Genomic DNA, 14,831 nt, shown 5'->3' with positions numbered 1-14,831 from the left:
GGTCCGTAATTACTCAGCAACGATGCTAACGTACTTACGATTCAGCGGACCTTTAACTTCGAACAGGATTTTACCAGTCGCGGTAGCGAACAGGGTGTGATCCTTGCCCAGACCAACGTTGGTGCCAGCGTGGAACTTGGTACCACGTTGACGAACGATGATGCTGCCAGCCAGAACTGTTTCGCCGCCGAAACGCTTCACGCCCAGGCGTTTAGCTTCAGAATCGCGACCGTTGCGGGATGAACCGCCAGCTTTTTTGTGTGCCATTTATCGGACTCCTCTAATTAAGCGCTGATGCCAGTGATTTTGACTTCAGTGAACCACTGACGGTGGCCCGCTTGCTTACGATGGTGCTTACGACGACGGAACTTGACGATAGTCACTTTCTCGCCACGGCCGTGAGCCACAACTTCAGCTACAACCTTGCCACCTTCAACGAAAGGAGCACCTACTTTAAAAGTGTCGCCTGCAGCAACCATCAGAACTTCGTTGAAGTCGATGGTAGCGCCAGTCTCAACGTTCAGCTTTTCCAGACGAACGATTTGACCTTCGGCCACACGGTGTTGTTTTCCGCCGCTTTGGAATACCGCGTACATTTGATTAACTCCGTAAAGGCATGTCTTTTGCTCAAGGCTAGACATGCGCAAAAACCTATAACAATGGGCGGGCATTCTACGCAAATCGATCTGCTCAGGCAAGGCCAATTTAGCAAAAAGTTTATTTTGTGCGCATATCTGCCGCCGTGGATAAACGCCTAACTGTAACCCATTGTGAAATCGTGTAGAATCCCTGCCATTACTAAAATCGCAGTTATTGCTGCTGTCACGTTACGAGACTTATGGACCAACAGACTATCCGTGCGCTCTGTGCCGCCGACATGACGGCGGTCAATGAACTGATCCTGGCCCGACTCCAGTCCGACGTTAGTCTGATTAATCAGCTGGGTTTCTACATTGTCAGCGCCGGCGGGAAACGGATGCGCCCCATGCTGACCGTGATGGCTGCGCGTGCGCTGGGCTATGAGGGTGAGGATCACCTGAAACTGGCCGCCATCATCGAATTCATTCACACCTCTACCCTGCTGCATGACGACGTAGTCGACGAATCCGACCTGCGCCGTGGCAGGGAGACCGCCAACGCCATGTTTGGCAATGCCGCCAGCGTGCTGGTCGGTGACTACCTCTATAGCCGCTCCTTCCAGATGATGGCCGAACTCTCCAACCTGCGGGTGATGGAGATCCTCTCGGATGCCACCAACACCATCGCCGAAGGGGAAGTGTTGCAGCTGATGAACTGCAACGACCCGGATACCACCGAAGAGAGCTACATGACGGTCATCTACTGCAAGACCGCCAAGCTGTTCGAGGCCGCCACTCGCCTTGCAGCCGTGCTGACCCATCAGCCCGAGCCCGTCGAGCAGGCCATGACCGATTACGGCAAGTATCTGGGCACCGCGTTCCAGATCATCGATGACGTGATGGACTACTGCTCCCAGAGCGAAGAGATGGGCAAGAACGTCGGCGACGATCTGGCCGAAGGCAAACCGACCCTGCCGCTGCTGCGCGCCATGGAAGTGGGCACGCCGGAAGAGCGCCAGCTGGTGCGCGATGCCATCGAGCACCGCAACGGTATGGAACATCTTGAGCAGATCCTCGGGATTCTCGACCGTACCGGCGCGCTGGAGTACTCCCGCATGCGTGCCAGGGAAGAGGCCGACAAGGCCATTGCCGCCCTCGCCATCCTGCCGGACTCCCAACACAAGCACGCGCTGGAAACACTGGCCCACATGGCCGTGCAGCGCAGTGCCTGAGTAAACGGGATGCAATAAAAAAGAGGCCTTCGGCCTCTTTTTTATTGTCTGCTATCTGCTGGACAGTGCATTGCGCCAGACTCAGCGACTCAGCATCCAGAGGATCACGCTACCCGCAACCACTAGCGAGCCGCCGATACGGCGCAACTGCTCCGGTGGCTGATCGCTCAGCAGCCGTAACATCTGCTGCCATGCCCTGGGCATCAACAGCGGGCAGAGCCCCTCGAACAACAGCAACAATCCCAACCCCATCAGCATGGATGTCAGCATCCGACCTCCTTGAATGCAACCAGCCCCCTGGGTTTACGGCTGGCGTTGGCACCAAAAACAAAAGGGTCTGACAATGCAGACCCTTTGAATGTGACCTCGTGGCGATTACTGCTTGGTGCCGTGAGGAGACTTGAGGTAACGGAAGAACTCGCTGTCCGGCTTCAATACCATCAGGTCGTTGCCACCGGCAAAGCTCTTGCGATAGGCCTCCATGCTACGCACGAAGCTGAAAAACTCGGGGTCTTTCTTGTAGCTGTCGGCATAGATCTTGGCGGCTTCCGCATCCCCTTCACCGCGCAGCTGGCGAGCGTTACTCTCGGCGTCGGCGATCATGACGGTCACCTTGCGGTCGATATCGGCACGCAGGATTTCAGCCTTCTCGCGACCCTGAGAGCGGTGCTCACGGGCAACTGCGGTACGCTCGGCGCGCATCCGCTGGTAGATGGAGTTGGAGACTTCCACCGGCAGGTTGATCTGCTTGATCCGTACATCCACCACCTTGATACCGAGCTCGGAGGAGCGCGCCATCTTCTTCAGGGCATCTTCCATCACGGTACTGCGCTCACCGGAGACGATGTCCTTGATGGTGCGGTTACCGATCTCGGAACGCAGACCGTTATTGATCTTGCGTTTGAGCAGATCTTCAGCCTGCAGCTTGTTGCCACCACCGGTTGCCAGGTAGTACTTGGAGAAGTCCTCGATCTTCCACTTCACGTAGGAGTCGATGATCAGGTCTTTCTTCTCGGAGGTGACAAAACGGTCGGCCTGGCTGTCAATGGTCTGGATGCGGGCATCCATCTTGCGAACCTGGTCGATGAGCGGCACCTTGAAGTGCAGGCCCGGCTCATAGAGGCGGGGCTCACCGGAGTCAACCCGCTTCACCTTGCCAAACTGCACCACAATCCCCTTCTGACCTTCATCAACGATAAAGACAGAGGAGAAGCAGACCATGGCCGCGACAGCGATTGCACCAATAGCTAGCTTTTTCATCTATCAGTTTCTCCCTGAGCTGAAGCGGTCACCGCTACGCAGCGGCATTGTCGGCGTAGAGTTGGCACCCTCGTTGGAAACGGGAACCTGCTCTGTGACCGGGGCGACAGTGGCACGATCAGACTGGGCAGCCTTCGGCTTGCCAGACAGCTTGTCGAGCGGCAGGTAGATCATGCTGTTGTTGCCAGCCGGCATGTCGACCACCACCTTGTTGGCCTGCTGATAGAGCTCTTCCATCGTTTCCAGATAGATACGCTCACGGGTCAGCTCGGGGGCAGCCAGATACTGGGGCAGCAGCTCGTTGAAGCGAGCGACTTCACCCTGGGCTTTCAACACGATCTGGGATTTGTAAGCTTCCGCTTCCTGCTCCAGACGCTTCACCTGGCCACGGGCCTTGGGCTCCACTTCACGGGCATAGGCTTCTGCTTCACGAATGAAGCGCTGTTCATCTTCCTGAGCGGAGATGGCGTCATCAAAGGCGTCTTTCACCTCTTCCGGCGGACGCGCCGGCAGGAAGTTGACGTCGACGATCTGCAGACCCATCTGGTAGGGCTCGATGATGCCATCGATCACCTGCCAAGTCTCCTGACGCACTTTCTCACGACCGGTAGTCAGGACGTCATCCATCCGGGTATGACCCACTACATAGCGCAGGGCGCTATCGGTGGCCTGACCCAGACTCTCGTCGGCATTGGTCACGCTGAACAGATACTGCTCGGGATTGACCACACGGTACTGCACGTCCATCTCGACCCGTACCACGTTCTCATCCTGAGTCAGCATGAAACCGGAGGCAGGCAGGGAGCGCACGGACTCGACGTCCACCGGGATCACCTGATCGATAAAGGTCGGCTTCCAGCGCAGGCCCGGCTCGACAATATGGGAAAACTTGCCAAACCGCAGCACGGCACCACGCTCCGCTTCGCGAATGGTGTAGAAGCCGCTGACGACCCACACCACCACAGCCACAACCAGCGCGATGGAGATACCAAAGCGACCTACATCGCCGCCAGATTTGCCGCCACCAAACAAGCCACCGAAACGGCGACTCACTTTGCGCAGCATTTCATCCAGATCAGGGGGTCCCTGATTCTTGCCGTTATTCCCCCAAGGGTCACGGTCTTTGCCGTTGTTACCAGGCTCATTCCAAGCCATCAGCGTCTCCATTAATACATGCGGATGGATATCATCTCTATCGGGCCATCATACGTTGAGAAGCCCCTAAGGGGTCACCTTCATCGACGAATCAATGCCTGATAAAGCGTTGTAAACTCTCACCTTCCTGTTTCAGGAGGCGGTTCCAGTCGGCCACTTGCAAGCGGACTTCCAGCACGAAATCACCCTCCTCGCTAAAACCTTCCTGCTCAATCCCTTTCAGCTGATAGAGCGCACTGCGCAATCTCGCGGCAGAAGGAGGCAACTGCAGGGTGTGATGCACCATGGAGCCAGCCAGCAATTCGGTCAGCGCCGTAAACAGATGCTCACAACCTTCACCAGTCTGGGCCGACAACCAGACGCGCAACGGGCGCCCCTCGTCATCTCGCTCCAGACCTGCCGGACGATCCGCCAGCTTGTCGATCTTGTTGCAGATCATCAGCTGGGGCCTGTCATCGGCTTCGATCTCGGCGAGCACCTGCTGCACGGAGTCGATATTCTCCTGCATCTGCTCATCGGCACAGTCCACCACATGCAGCAGCAGATCCGCTTCACGGGTCTCCTGCAGGGTCGCCTTGAAGGCCGCGACCAGATCATGGGGCAAGTGTCGAATAAATCCAACTGTATCCGCCAAAATCACATCACCCACATCCCGGATCACCAGTTTACGCAGGGTGGGATCCAGAGTTGCGAACAATTGGTCGGCAGCATACACGCTGGCAGCTGTAAGTTGGTTGAACAAAGTGGACTTTCCGGCGTTGGTATAACCAACCAGTGACACCGTCGGCACTTCGTTGCGGTTGCGGGCGCGGCGTCCCTGCTCCCGCTGCTTGGCCACCTTGTCGAGCCGACGCAAAATCGCCTTGATGCGTTCCCGCAGCAGACGTCGGTCAGTTTCAAGCTGGGTTTCACCCGGGCCACGCAGACCGATCCCGCCCTTTTGACGCTCAAGGTGGGTCCAGCCTCGCACCAGACGAGTGGAAAGATGGCGCAACTGTGCCAGTTCGACCTGCAGTTTACCTTCGTGGGTACGGGCGCGCTGGGCAAAGATATCGAGGATCAGGCCGGTTCGGTCCACCACACGGCACTGGAACAGACGCTCCAGGTTGCGCTCCTGGGCGGGGGTCAGGGCATGGTTGAAGATGACGACGTCGGCATCCAGCATCTGGACTTGGGACGCGATCTCTTCAGCCTTGCCACTGCCGACAAAAAATTTGGCACTGGGCGCACTGCGACTGGTGGTAATTACCCCCAGCGCATTGACTCCGGCCGAGCTCACCAACATCTTGAGCTCTTCCAGATCCTCCCGCTCACCCTCATCACTGAAGTTGACATGCACCAGAACGGCCTGTTCGCCAGCTTCATAACGGTCAAACAAGCGCTTGCTCCTTAACAGGAATCATGATGAATCTGAGTTGGCGAGTTGACTCGCCTAGGGATATCACGCCTCGGCATCACCCTGTTCATCAGCCGCGCCACCCGGAGTGGGCTGGTGATGATTGACGGCACGGGCCGGTACGACAGTCGAGATGGCGTGCTTGTAAACCATCTGGCTCACGGTGTTTTTCAGCAGGATAACAAACTGGTCAAAAGACTCGATCTGACCTTGCAGTTTGATGCCGTTCACCAAATAGATAGAAACAGGAATCCGCTCACGGCGCAGCGCATTCAAAAACGGGTCTTGGAGAGATTGCCCCTTAGCCATTTTTCTTTTCCTTATAGTTTGTTGTTTTTAAACACCGAATATCAATATAACAACCTGATTATACAGGGAGTGTCAAGCCGCACCAGCGCGAGCAAGCACGCGGTCGAGATTGCCAGACTCACCAGATTCCAACCAGGTCACGTCGGGCCAGCCGCGCAACCAGGTCATCTGTCGTTTTGCCAATTGGCGTGTGGCAACAATGCCACGATAACGCATCTCATCATACCCCACTTCACCGCACAGGTAGTCCCACATTTGGCGATAACCCACACAGCGAATGGAGGGGAGATCCGGGGTCAGATCGCCGCGCGCCATCAGCGCACGAACCTCCTGTTCAAAGCCACCTTGCAGCATCTTGTCAAAGCGCAGTTCGATCCGCTGATGCAGCACGGCGCGTTCGCTCGGGGCGATGGCAAACTGCAGCACCCGATAGGGCAAGCCCTCCCCCTGCACCTGAGTCAGCTCGGTAAGGGTCTTGCCGCTGATGCGGTAGACCTCCAGTGCCCGAGAGAGCCGCTGCGGGTCATTGGGGTGAATTCTCGCCCCGGCCACCGGGTCAATGCGCACCAGCTCATCGTGCAGCGCCTGCCAACCGAGGCGGGCAGCCTCTTCCTCAATCCCGGCACGAATGGCGGGATCGGCAGAGGGCAGCGGGGACAATCCCTCCAGCAGCGCCTTGAAATAGAGCATGGTGCCGCCCACCAGCAACGGAATGCGGCCACGGTCGGCGATCTCTTTCATCTCCCGCAGGGCATCCTTGCAAAAATCGGCTGCCGAATAACTCACAGCGGGATCAAGAATATCGATCAGCCGGTGCGGGGCACGTGCCAGTTCATCGGCGGTCGGCTTGGCCGTACCTATATCCATGCCGCGATAGATCAGCGCAGAATCGACGCTGATGATGTCGCAAGGCAATGCCTGGCACAGTTCAATGGCGAGATCCGTCTTGCCGGAGGCCGTCGGCCCCATCAGAAAAATTGCGGTCGGCAAGTCACTCGCCATGTTCAAACTCCTCCAGCACGGTCGCCAGCGAAAGGGGGCGCACCATGCGAATATCTGTCAGTTGGTCAGCGTGAGCGGCCACAAGTTCCGTCAGCAGACGACTGGCAGTTGAAAAATCGTATATCTTCTCGCGGCTTATCCCCTGCTCCACCAACCATTGGCATAATACTTCAGCCTGCTGACCAGCATCACTGTCAGATCCGCCCTCGATAATTTGCAGCAATTCGGGTAACAGACGCACCAGATCGGTCTGGCGCAGCAGAGCCGGCACCCGAGTCAGGATCATGGTGTCGCGCCCCCCGCTTTTCAACTCCAGCCCCATCCGTTTCAGCAAACGTTCCTGCTCGGTCACCAGCGCGATCAAATTCTTCGGCAATTTGAAGGAGACCGGCAGCAACAGTGGCTGGGCCGCCAGTCCCTGGCCCCAGGTCTCCAGCAGCCAGTGGCGCAGCAACACCCGCTCGGCGCGCACCAGCGAGAGCAGCGCCAGCTGATTATCCCGCTCGATCAACAGGTAGGCCTGATCCACCAGTGTCAGGGCGCGACATCCCCCCTGTTTGGGTGACGGCACTGGATCAGTGGGCTGCACAGGAGCTGCCTCAGCTGCGATAGGCAGCGTAGTGAGCAGAGCGCCCATGCCGCGCATTGCCTCCCGGCTTGGGGGCTCGGGCGGTTGATAATTGCTGGCTCGGCCAGCCCCACTGCCCCCCTCCCGCACCTGTGCAGGTGCCCGGTAGCTGTGCTCGGCACCGTACCATTCGGGACGTGGCGCCTGACCGGGATATTCAATCTGCGGACTGACCGGCAACTCGACCAGAGTTTCGGCCAGCGGGGCATCCTGATGAGCGGCACTGACGCCTTCGCGGCGCAGCGCAGTAAACAGCGCCTGAAAGATAAAGTCGTGGATCAGTCGCGCCTGATGGAAGCGTACCTCATGCTTGGCCGGGTGGACGTTGACATCCACCTGACGGGGATCCAGCTCGATATAGAGCACATAGGCGGCGAAGCGGTCGGGAGGCAACAACTCGTCATAGGCCTGACGAATGGCGTGGTTGATGAGCTTGTCGCGCATCATCCGGCCGTTGACATAGGTGTATTGCAGATCGTTTTGCGGTCTTGCCCCCTCCGGCGTCGCCAACCAGCCCCACAACCGCACGTCGCTATGCTCGCTCTCCACCGCCAGCGCATGGTGCATGAAGGGAGTGCCGCAAACGGCGGCGAGACGTCGCTCCTGCTCCGGCACGGTATTGGCGGCCTTGTACTGGCGCACCACCTTGCCATTGTGGCGCAGGATCAGGGTGGCATCGAAGCGGGAGAGCGCAATGCGGCGCACCAGCTCGTCGATATGGGCAAACTCGGTCTTTTCGCTGCGCATGAACTTGCGCCGCGCCGGGGTATTGAAGAAGAGATCCACCACCTCCACCGTGGTGCCCACCGGATGTGCCGCCGGCTTGATGGTGACGCTCATTTCGCGCCCTTCCGCCTGGGCTTGCCAGGCTTCGGACTGATCTGCAGTACGGGAGGTGAAGGTGAGACGGGAGACCGAGCTGATGGAAGCGAGCGCCTCACCACGAAAGCCGAGGCTGTTGATCCCTTCCAGATCGTCCAGCGTGGCCACCTTGGAGGTGGCATGACGCGACAGCGCCAGCACCAGCTCGTCTTTGGCGACGCCACAGCCGTTGTCACGGATGCGGATCAGCTTGGCTCCCCCCTTGTCGATGTCGATCTCGACCCGGTCGGCCCCCGCATCCAGGCTGTTTTCCACCAGCTCTTTCACCACAGAAGAGGGCCGCTCCACCACCTCTCCGGCTGCAATCTGGTTGGCCAGAATGGGTGGCAAAATACGGATCGGCATCACTTACTCCTGAATTTCAATCTTGCGGATGGTCAGTCTCTTAAGGCTCCAGGAGGGCCGCTCCACCACCTCTCCACCAACCGGAATCTGGTTGGCAAGGATAGGGGGCAATATACGGATCGGCATAACTTGCTCCTGAATTTCAATCTTGCTGATGGTATTCGCTAACAGCGGGAGCGGCATCACCCGCCCCGCACGTCAGTTTTGCGGAATGTAGAGCACCTGCCCTACCTGAATATTCCGCGACTTGAGCTTGTTGATCTCCACCAGCCGAGCCTGACTCACCCCATGTTTCTCGGCAAGGCGGGAGAGACTCTCGCCCCGCTTGACCACATGGCGGAGCATCTGCGACTTGTCGTCATTGCGAACGGGGGCTGCACTGCGGCTCTGCCCCTGCTGGGGGATATAGATGGTCTGCCCGATCTGAATATCCCGGCTGCGCAGCTGGTTGATCTCCACCAGAGTGGACTGACTCACTCCATGCTTCTCGGCAAGGCGGGAGAGGCTCTCGCCCCGTTTGACCACATGGCGGAGCATCCGCGATTTGTCATAGTCCCCCACACTGCTGACCGGTGCACCGCTCTCTTGCGCTGCCGCCGAGTAAGGCTTGATCACCCCGGCGCCGGAACCGGTCGCCGCACCGCCGTCGCGGGCGGTGGCGGGCATCTTGTTGGTCACCACCGGCTGCGACTGTGCCTGCCTAGGCTGGCTCACCGGCTGCCGTGCTACCGGTGCAGGGCGAGTAGCGGCAGGTTGGCTCACCTGCCCCTTGCCGGTCAGCATGGCCCCCTTGGTCGGGTGGGCGCGGTAGTAGTTGCGGATCCCCTCGAAGATGGCGCGGGCCAGCTGGTCCTGATAGCTGGCGGTGGCCAGCAGCTTCTCTTCCGCATGGTTGGAGATAAACCCGGTTTCAACCAGAACCGAGGGAATATCCGGCGCTTTCAGCACCGCCAGACTGGCATGCTCCGGCGCCTTCTTGTGCAGTCGGGCGACCTTGCCCATGGAGCGCAGGATCTGGCGGCTGACGTCATATCCTTCGGCACGGGACTTGTCCATGGAGAGGTCGAGGAAGGTCTGCGCCAGATAGGGATTGGGATCGGATTCCGCCAACACCTTGCCGACACCGCCCAGCAGCTCGCCCTGCTTCTCCTGCTTCTCCAGCCAGCTGCCCATCTCGCGGTTGGCACGGTTGGTCGAGAGGACCCAGACAGAGGCGCCGCGCGGAGTGGAGTTATGGAAGCTGTCCGCATGGACCGACACCAGCAGATCCGCCTTGGCCTTGCGGGCAATCTCGGAGCGCTTGTTGAGGTCGACGAAATAGTCGCCACGACGGGTCATCACGGCACGCATCCCCGGCTCGCGGTCGATCAGTGCAGCCAGCTTCTGGGAGACCGCCAGCGTGACCCGCTTCTCGTAGGTACGGCGCGGGCCGATGGAGCCCGGGTCTTCCCCGCCGTGGCCCGGGTCGATGGCAATCACCACCCCTTTGCCTTTGCCACCGACAGGCGTGGATTGCACCGCAGCCGCCGAGCGCTTCTCTTCATAAGGAAGGTCGATGACCAGACGGTGGCCATAGGGCCCGGCTGGCGCTAACGGAAAGACCACCGGCTTGATGGCGGAGCTGAGATCCATCACCAGTCGCAAACCGCCCTTCTCCAGCGGTGTGCTCTGGCGGATCTTGCGCACCAGTTCGCTGTTGTTCTCGATCCGGGCCAGATTGGCGGCGTTGCTCGCCCCTTTCAGATCGATTACCAGCCGATCCGGGCCGGTGAGGGTGAAGTAGTTGTAATTGGGGGCGCTGCTCATATCGAGCACCACCCGGGTGTTATCCGGTGATGGCCAGATTCGTACGCTCTTGAGCTGATTCGCCCAAGAGGGTAACGCCATCAAAGAGAGAGCAATAACAAGGATCAAGCGCACGTAGATGACAACCGTTCCAGAATGGCTTCGCCAATAGCAGTGCGAGCCTCTATCAGAACCTCGCGCTGCTCGCCTACATAGGTGAGGGTAATTTCCAGGTCGGGAGCCGGTAACCAGCCCTCGCCCTTCTCGGACCACTCCACCAGACAGAGTGTGTTGGCGGCAAAATAGTCCCGAATGCCCATGAATTCCAGCTCTTCCGGATCAGCCAGGCGATAGAGATCAAAATGGTAGACCTGCCAGCCATCGAGCTCATAGGGTTCGACCAGGGTGTAAGTCGGGCTTTTTACCTTGCCCTGATGGCCAAGGCCCTGCACCCAGCCGCGGGTCAGGGTGGTTTTACCGGCGCCAAGCGTGCCATGCAAAAACACTGTGGTCGCCTGCTGGCAGGCCTGTGCCAGACGGCCACCCAGTGCCACGGTTGCTGCCTCGTCCGGCAGTGTCATCATCAACTGTTTTGCCATGTTCTTCTTTTTAACTAGTAATGGTGTCGGGATTAACCAGTTTGCGGATCAGCGGCAGCAGATCTGACGCCAGCATGCCCCGCTCGCCGTCAGCGGCGACCTGATCTGCAGCCTCGCCGTGGATCACGGCGCCCAGCCAGCTTGCCATGGTGGCAGACCAGCCCTGGGCCAAAAGGGCGGCGATTATACCAGATAACAGATCGCCCATGCCGCCACTTGCCATGCCGGGATTGCCTTCACAACAGAGAGCGACCCGCTCGCCGTCATAAATAAGTGTTCCCGCCCCTTTTAACAACACCACTCCGCCATAGCGCCGCTGCAGCGCCTGCACGGCGGCAAACCGGTCGGTTTCAATCTCGGCAATGGAGCATCCCAGCAGGCGCGCTGCTTCGCCGGGATGGGGCGTGAGCACCCAATTATCCTGATGGCGGGGAGATTGCGCCAGCCAATTCAATCCATCGGCGTCCAAAACCAGTGGCAGCCGTTCGGTGAGATAACGGGCGATTTGCGCGCTTCCCCACTCATCCTGACCGAGCCCGGGGCCGATGACCCGCACCGACGCCCACCCCTCGTCATCAGCGGTAGTGAGACTCATCAGTTCGGGTTGATAGAGGCTGACCGGCGGATGTTCTGGATGCTGACATACCCGCACCAGCCCGGCCCCCGCCCGCAGGCAGGCGCGGGCAGCCAGCACGATGGCTCCCTGCATGCCGCGATTGCCCCCCACCAGCAGTACCTTGCCATAAGAGCCCTTGTGGGAAGCGCGCGGGCGCGGGGTCAGCTGCGTGCAGAGCAGTGGATAATCGATACGCCAGGCGGCGGGCAGCATAGTGTCATCAGGCGTGACGCCAAGGGGATCACAGTCGAGCTGGCCGACACAATCCACCCCGTCGCCGGTGAGCATCCCCTGCTTGATACCGATAAAGGTGAGGGTGCGAGTGGCCTGCACCACGGCCCCCATGGCACGGCCGGTATCGCCGTTGAGGCCGGAGGGGAGATCCACCGCCAGCACGGGCACAGCCAAGCCATTGATTGTTGCGACGATCTTTGTCAGTAGTGGCGAGAGGGGCGTGTTGACGCCGGTGCCAAGCAGGGCATCGACCACCAGATCCGGGGCGGAGTGCTGGTCCCCATCAAACTGCTCGGCCAGCCAGACCCGGCCACCGGCCGCCAGCCACTCATCGGCGGCCCGTCTGGCATCCCCCTTCAGCTGGTCGGGTGCTCTGGCGGCAATCACCACCACCTCGATGCCAATCTGGCGGGCAAGGCGGGCCAGCACATAGCCATCACCGCCGTTATTACCGGGGCCGACGAAGATCCACCAGCAGCGACTGTCGGGCCAATGCAGGGTGGCATAGGTGCGCAGCGCAGCACCGGCTCGCTCCATCAGGGCATAGATAGGTTGCCCCTCACGCGCGGCCCAGTTGCGCTCCAGTGCGCGGATCTGTTCAGTCTGCCACAGCCCCTGTGGTAAACTGCCCCCCTCTTTTGTGCCCAACGCGCCCCTGATGATCTCTACCATGACGGCTCCCGCCTCTTATCAATCGACCCACGCCAGCAAACTCCGGCCAGGCCAAGCCGCATGAGCGCACCTGACTTCCACCAGCTGGCCCACGATATCAAGCTCTGGGCACGGGAGCTAGGATTTGACCAGGCGGGCATCACCGACACCGACCTGCGTATCGAAGAGCCGAGATTGCAGGCCTGGCTGGATGCGGGCTATCACGGCAGCATGGATTACATGGCGCGCCACGGCATGATGCGCGCGCGCCCCCACGAGCTGCTGCCGGGCACGGTGCGGGTGTTGTCGGTGCGGATGAACTACCTGCCATTCGAGGCGGGCTTCGCCGCTACCCTGCGCGATCCGACCCTCGGCTACATCAGCCGCTATGCTCTCGGCCGTGACTACCACAAGGTGCTGCGCAACCGGCTCAAACAGCTGGGTGATCGCATCGAAGCGCGCTGCGCCGAGCTGTTTCAAGGCACTGAAGAGACCTTGGGTGAGTGGCGCCCCTTCGTTGACTCCGCCCCCATCCTCGAGCGGCCACTGGCGGCCAAGGCGGGCCTCGGCTGGGTTGGCAAACACTCACTGCTGCTCAACGAATCGGCTGGCTCCTTCTTCTTTCTCGGTGAGCTGTTGCTCAACCTGCCGCTGCCGCTCGACCAGCCAGTGGAGAAGGAGCAGTGCGGCAAGTGTGTCGCCTGCATCAACATCTGCCCGACCGGCGCCATTGTCGCCCCCTATGTGGTGGATGGCCGCCGCTGCATCTCCTATCTCACCATCGAGAATGATGGCCCTATTCCGGAAGAGTTCCGGCCCCTGATGGGCAACCGCATCTACGGCTGCGACGACTGCCAGCTTATCTGCCCCTGGAACCGCTACGCAGATGCCAGCCCGGAACCCGATTTTAGCCCCCGCCCCAGCCTGCACCGCCCGCCCCTGCTGGCGCTGTGGTGCTGGAGCGAGAGCGATTTTCTCAAGCAGACCGAGGGGAGCCCGATCCGCCGCATCGGCTACCAACGCTGGCGCCGCAATCTGGCGGTCGCCCTTGGCAATGGCCCGGCGACCCCCGAGGTGATAGCCGCCCTGCAACTGGGGCTGACCACCGCCGAGCCCATGGTGGCCGAACATATCGAATGGGCGCTGACCACCCTTGCCCGGCGTCAGGATGAAGAGAACAAGAAGACCCGTTTGCTGATCCGCTGCATCGAAAAAGGTTTGTCGGATCACGCATAAGTGATCTGCCCCTTGCCGGATTGCAGCACTTTTTTCATGCTCTGCCGACCTGCAGTGCCCATAACAGCATGGTCACTGCAAACTGGTCGGCACACAACAAGGACAACACAGATGCATATGTTGGGAGTGGATATTGGAGGCTCAGGGATCAAGGGCTGTCTGGTCGATACCAAAACCGGCGAATTGATTGGCGAGCGCCATCGCATTGCCACACCGCAACCGGCCACCCCGGCCGCCATCGCCCATACCCTCAAGGCGCTGGTCGAACACTTCGACTGGAAAGGACCGGTGGGCTGCGGTTTTCCTGCCACCATCCACAACGGGGTTGCCAAGAGTGCCGCCAACATCGACAAGAGCTGGATCGAAACCGATGCCGAGCATCTGTTTGCCGATGTCACCGGCAAGCCCTGCTATGTGCTGAATGATGCCGATGCAGCCGGTCTGGCCGAGATGCGCTTTGGCGCCGGCAAGGATCGCAAGGGGGTCATCATCCTCATCACGGTCGGTACCGGTATCGGCACCGCCATCTTCGTCAACGGCCATCTGCTGCCCAACACCGAGCTGGGCCATCTGATGTTGGAAGGAATGGTCGCCGAGCACTACTGCTCCGATGCGGCGCGCAAACGGGAAGATCTCTCCTGGAACCGCTGGGGCAAGCGTTTCAACAAGTATCTGGCGCGCCTCGAGTTTCTCTTCTCCCCCGACCTCTTCATTCTGGGGGGCGGCAGCGCAGCCAAGCTGGATAAGTTTGTCGATCGCATCGAGACCCGGGCGCCGCTGATTCCGGCGGCCAGCCTCAATCAGGCGGGCATTATCGGGGCCGCCCTCTACGCGGCCGAGCAGCAGGGCTGACCGACGCTCACTGCAAGTCAGCAGATACCAATGGAAAGGGCCCGGCACTGCTGCCGGGCCCTTTTGTTTGG

General features: G+C 59.9%; 16 protein-coding genes. 3 read left to right on the top strand and 13 right to left on the bottom strand.

What is annotated here, in order from left to right:
• Positions 1-9: 9 nt before the first annotated feature.
• Positions 10-267, bottom strand: coding sequence for a 50S ribosomal protein L27 (rpmA, locus tag AB5Y67_RS04330; protein WP_005339028.1), 258 nt, complete (start codon positions 265-267; stop codon positions 10-12).
• Positions 268-284: 17 nt separating this feature from the next.
• Positions 285-596 carry a 50S ribosomal protein L21 gene (gene rplU / locus AB5Y67_RS04325; RefSeq protein ID WP_005304210.1) on the bottom strand — a complete coding sequence of 104 codons (312 nt, stop codon included), beginning with the start codon at positions 594-596 and terminating at the stop codon, positions 285-287.
• Positions 597-838: 242 nt separating this feature from the next.
• On the opposite strand from rplU, the gene ispB reads away from it, so the two are divergent.
• A complete protein-coding gene (gene ispB, locus AB5Y67_RS04320; protein WP_058059475.1) occupies positions 839-1,810 on the top strand; it encodes an octaprenyl diphosphate synthase in 972 nt (323 codons plus the stop codon).
• An 81-nt stretch (positions 1,811-1,891) separates the two neighbouring features.
• Here ispB and AB5Y67_RS04315 read toward each other — a convergent pair whose 3' ends face one another.
• From AB5Y67_RS04315 to AB5Y67_RS04265, 11 genes are all read right to left on the bottom strand, one after another.
• Positions 1,892-2,080 (bottom strand): DUF2065 family protein, encoded by a 189-nt coding sequence (locus tag AB5Y67_RS04315; protein ID WP_127007877.1) that lies wholly within the window; start codon positions 2,078-2,080, stop codon positions 1,892-1,894.
• Between the two features lie 105 nt (positions 2,081-2,185).
• A complete protein-coding gene (hflC, locus tag AB5Y67_RS04310) occupies positions 2,186-3,070 on the bottom strand; it encodes a protease modulator HflC (protein WP_005339038.1) in 885 nt (294 codons plus the stop codon).
• 3 nt (positions 3,071-3,073) lie between these two features.
• A complete protein-coding gene (gene hflK / locus AB5Y67_RS04305; RefSeq protein ID WP_005339041.1) occupies positions 3,074-4,225 on the bottom strand; it encodes an FtsH protease activity modulator HflK in 1,152 nt (383 codons plus the stop codon).
• 91 nt (positions 4,226-4,316) lie between these two features.
• The gene (gene hflX / locus AB5Y67_RS04300; protein ID WP_199427954.1) at positions 4,317-5,603 is read right to left on the bottom strand and encodes a ribosome rescue GTPase HflX; all 1,287 of its coding nucleotides are present in this window, start codon (positions 5,601-5,603) and stop codon (positions 4,317-4,319) included.
• A 63-nt stretch (positions 5,604-5,666) separates the two neighbouring features.
• Complete coding sequence (gene hfq, locus AB5Y67_RS04295) at positions 5,667-5,930, bottom strand: RNA chaperone Hfq (RefSeq protein WP_005339045.1); 264 nt, start codon at positions 5,928-5,930, stop codon at positions 5,667-5,669.
• 72 nt (positions 5,931-6,002) lie between these two features.
• Positions 6,003-6,932, bottom strand: a complete 930-nt coding sequence (miaA, locus tag AB5Y67_RS04290) for a tRNA (adenosine(37)-N6)-dimethylallyltransferase MiaA (RefSeq protein WP_199427955.1) — start codon at positions 6,930-6,932, stop codon at positions 6,003-6,005.
• A complete protein-coding gene (gene mutL / locus AB5Y67_RS04285; RefSeq protein ID WP_199427956.1) occupies positions 6,922-8,787 on the bottom strand; it encodes a DNA mismatch repair endonuclease MutL in 1,866 nt (621 codons plus the stop codon). Before mutL ends, miaA begins: the two co-directional genes overlap by 11 nt.
• 3 nt (positions 8,788-8,790) lie before the next feature.
• Positions 8,791-8,913 (bottom strand): hypothetical protein, encoded by a 123-nt coding sequence (locus tag AB5Y67_RS04280; RefSeq protein WP_265177011.1) that lies wholly within the window; start codon positions 8,911-8,913, stop codon positions 8,791-8,793.
• Positions 8,914-8,985: 72 nt separating this feature from the next.
• Positions 8,986-10,674, bottom strand: coding sequence for an N-acetylmuramoyl-L-alanine amidase (locus AB5Y67_RS04275; protein ID WP_234915170.1), 1,689 nt, complete (start codon positions 10,672-10,674; stop codon positions 8,986-8,988).
• Positions 10,675-10,697: 23 nt separating this feature from the next.
• Entirely contained in the window at positions 10,698-11,171 is a 474-nt protein-coding gene (tsaE, locus tag AB5Y67_RS04270) for a tRNA (adenosine(37)-N6)-threonylcarbamoyltransferase complex ATPase subunit type 1 TsaE (RefSeq protein ID WP_005339056.1), read from the bottom strand.
• Positions 11,172-11,181: 10 nt separating this feature from the next.
• A complete protein-coding gene (locus tag AB5Y67_RS04265; protein ID WP_199427958.1) occupies positions 11,182-12,693 on the bottom strand; it encodes an NAD(P)H-hydrate dehydratase in 1,512 nt (503 codons plus the stop codon).
• 60 nt (positions 12,694-12,753) lie between these two features.
• On the opposite strand from AB5Y67_RS04265, the gene queG reads away from it, so the two are divergent.
• Together queG and ppgK are read left to right on the top strand one after the other, a co-directional pair.
• Positions 12,754-13,908, top strand: coding sequence for a tRNA epoxyqueuosine(34) reductase QueG (gene queG / locus AB5Y67_RS04260; RefSeq protein ID WP_047436159.1), 1,155 nt, complete (start codon positions 12,754-12,756; stop codon positions 13,906-13,908).
• 111 nt (positions 13,909-14,019) lie between these two features.
• Positions 14,020-14,760 (top strand): polyphosphate--glucose phosphotransferase, encoded by a 741-nt coding sequence (ppgK, locus tag AB5Y67_RS04255; protein ID WP_005339062.1) that lies wholly within the window; start codon positions 14,020-14,022, stop codon positions 14,758-14,760.
• The last annotated feature ends 71 nt before the right edge of the window (positions 14,761-14,831 follow it).

Source organism: Aeromonas sp. s12 (assembly GCF_040907925.1).
Classification (GTDB): Bacteria; Pseudomonadota; Gammaproteobacteria; order Enterobacterales; family Aeromonadaceae; genus Aeromonas; species Aeromonas veronii.
This window is presented reverse-complemented; position numbering and strand designations above follow the sequence as displayed.

Excerpts from the sequence above, each read along its gene's own strand:
- ppgK (WP_005339062.1), top strand. The coding sequence starts at position 14,020 with ATGCATATGTTGGGAGTGGATATTGGAGGCTCAGGGATCAAGGGCTGT.
- rplU (WP_005304210.1), bottom strand. The coding sequence starts at position 596 with ATGTACGCGGTATTCCAAAGCGGCGGAAAACAACACCGTGTGGCCGAA.
- AB5Y67_RS04280 (WP_265177011.1), bottom strand. The coding sequence starts at position 8,913 with ATGCCGATCCGTATATTGCCCCCTATCCTTGCCAACCAGATTCCGGTT.
- hflK (WP_005339041.1), bottom strand. The coding sequence starts at position 4,225 with ATGGCTTGGAATGAGCCTGGTAACAACGGCAAAGACCGTGACCCTTGG.
- hfq (WP_005339045.1), bottom strand. The coding sequence starts at position 5,930 with ATGGCTAAGGGGCAATCTCTCCAAGACCCGTTTTTGAATGCGCTGCGC.
- tsaE (WP_005339056.1), bottom strand. The coding sequence starts at position 11,171 with ATGGCAAAACAGTTGATGATGACACTGCCGGACGAGGCAGCAACCGTG.
- rpmA (WP_005339028.1), bottom strand. The coding sequence starts at position 267 with ATGGCACACAAAAAAGCTGGCGGTTCATCCCGCAACGGTCGCGATTCT.
- queG (WP_047436159.1), top strand. The coding sequence starts at position 12,754 with ATGAGCGCACCTGACTTCCACCAGCTGGCCCACGATATCAAGCTCTGG.
- AB5Y67_RS04275 (WP_234915170.1), bottom strand. The coding sequence starts at position 10,674 with ATGGCGTTACCCTCTTGGGCGAATCAGCTCAAGAGCGTACGAATCTGG.
- mutL (WP_199427956.1), bottom strand. The coding sequence starts at position 8,787 with ATGCCGATCCGTATTTTGCCACCCATTCTGGCCAACCAGATTGCAGCC.
- miaA (WP_199427955.1), bottom strand. The coding sequence starts at position 6,932 with ATGGCGAGTGACTTGCCGACCGCAATTTTTCTGATGGGGCCGACGGCC.
- AB5Y67_RS04315 (WP_127007877.1), bottom strand. The coding sequence starts at position 2,080 with ATGCTGACATCCATGCTGATGGGGTTGGGATTGTTGCTGTTGTTCGAG.
- AB5Y67_RS04265 (WP_199427958.1), bottom strand. The coding sequence starts at position 12,693 with ATGGTAGAGATCATCAGGGGCGCGTTGGGCACAAAAGAGGGGGGCAGT.
- ispB (WP_058059475.1), top strand. The coding sequence starts at position 839 with ATGGACCAACAGACTATCCGTGCGCTCTGTGCCGCCGACATGACGGCG.
- hflC (WP_005339038.1), bottom strand. The coding sequence starts at position 3,070 with ATGAAAAAGCTAGCTATTGGTGCAATCGCTGTCGCGGCCATGGTCTGC.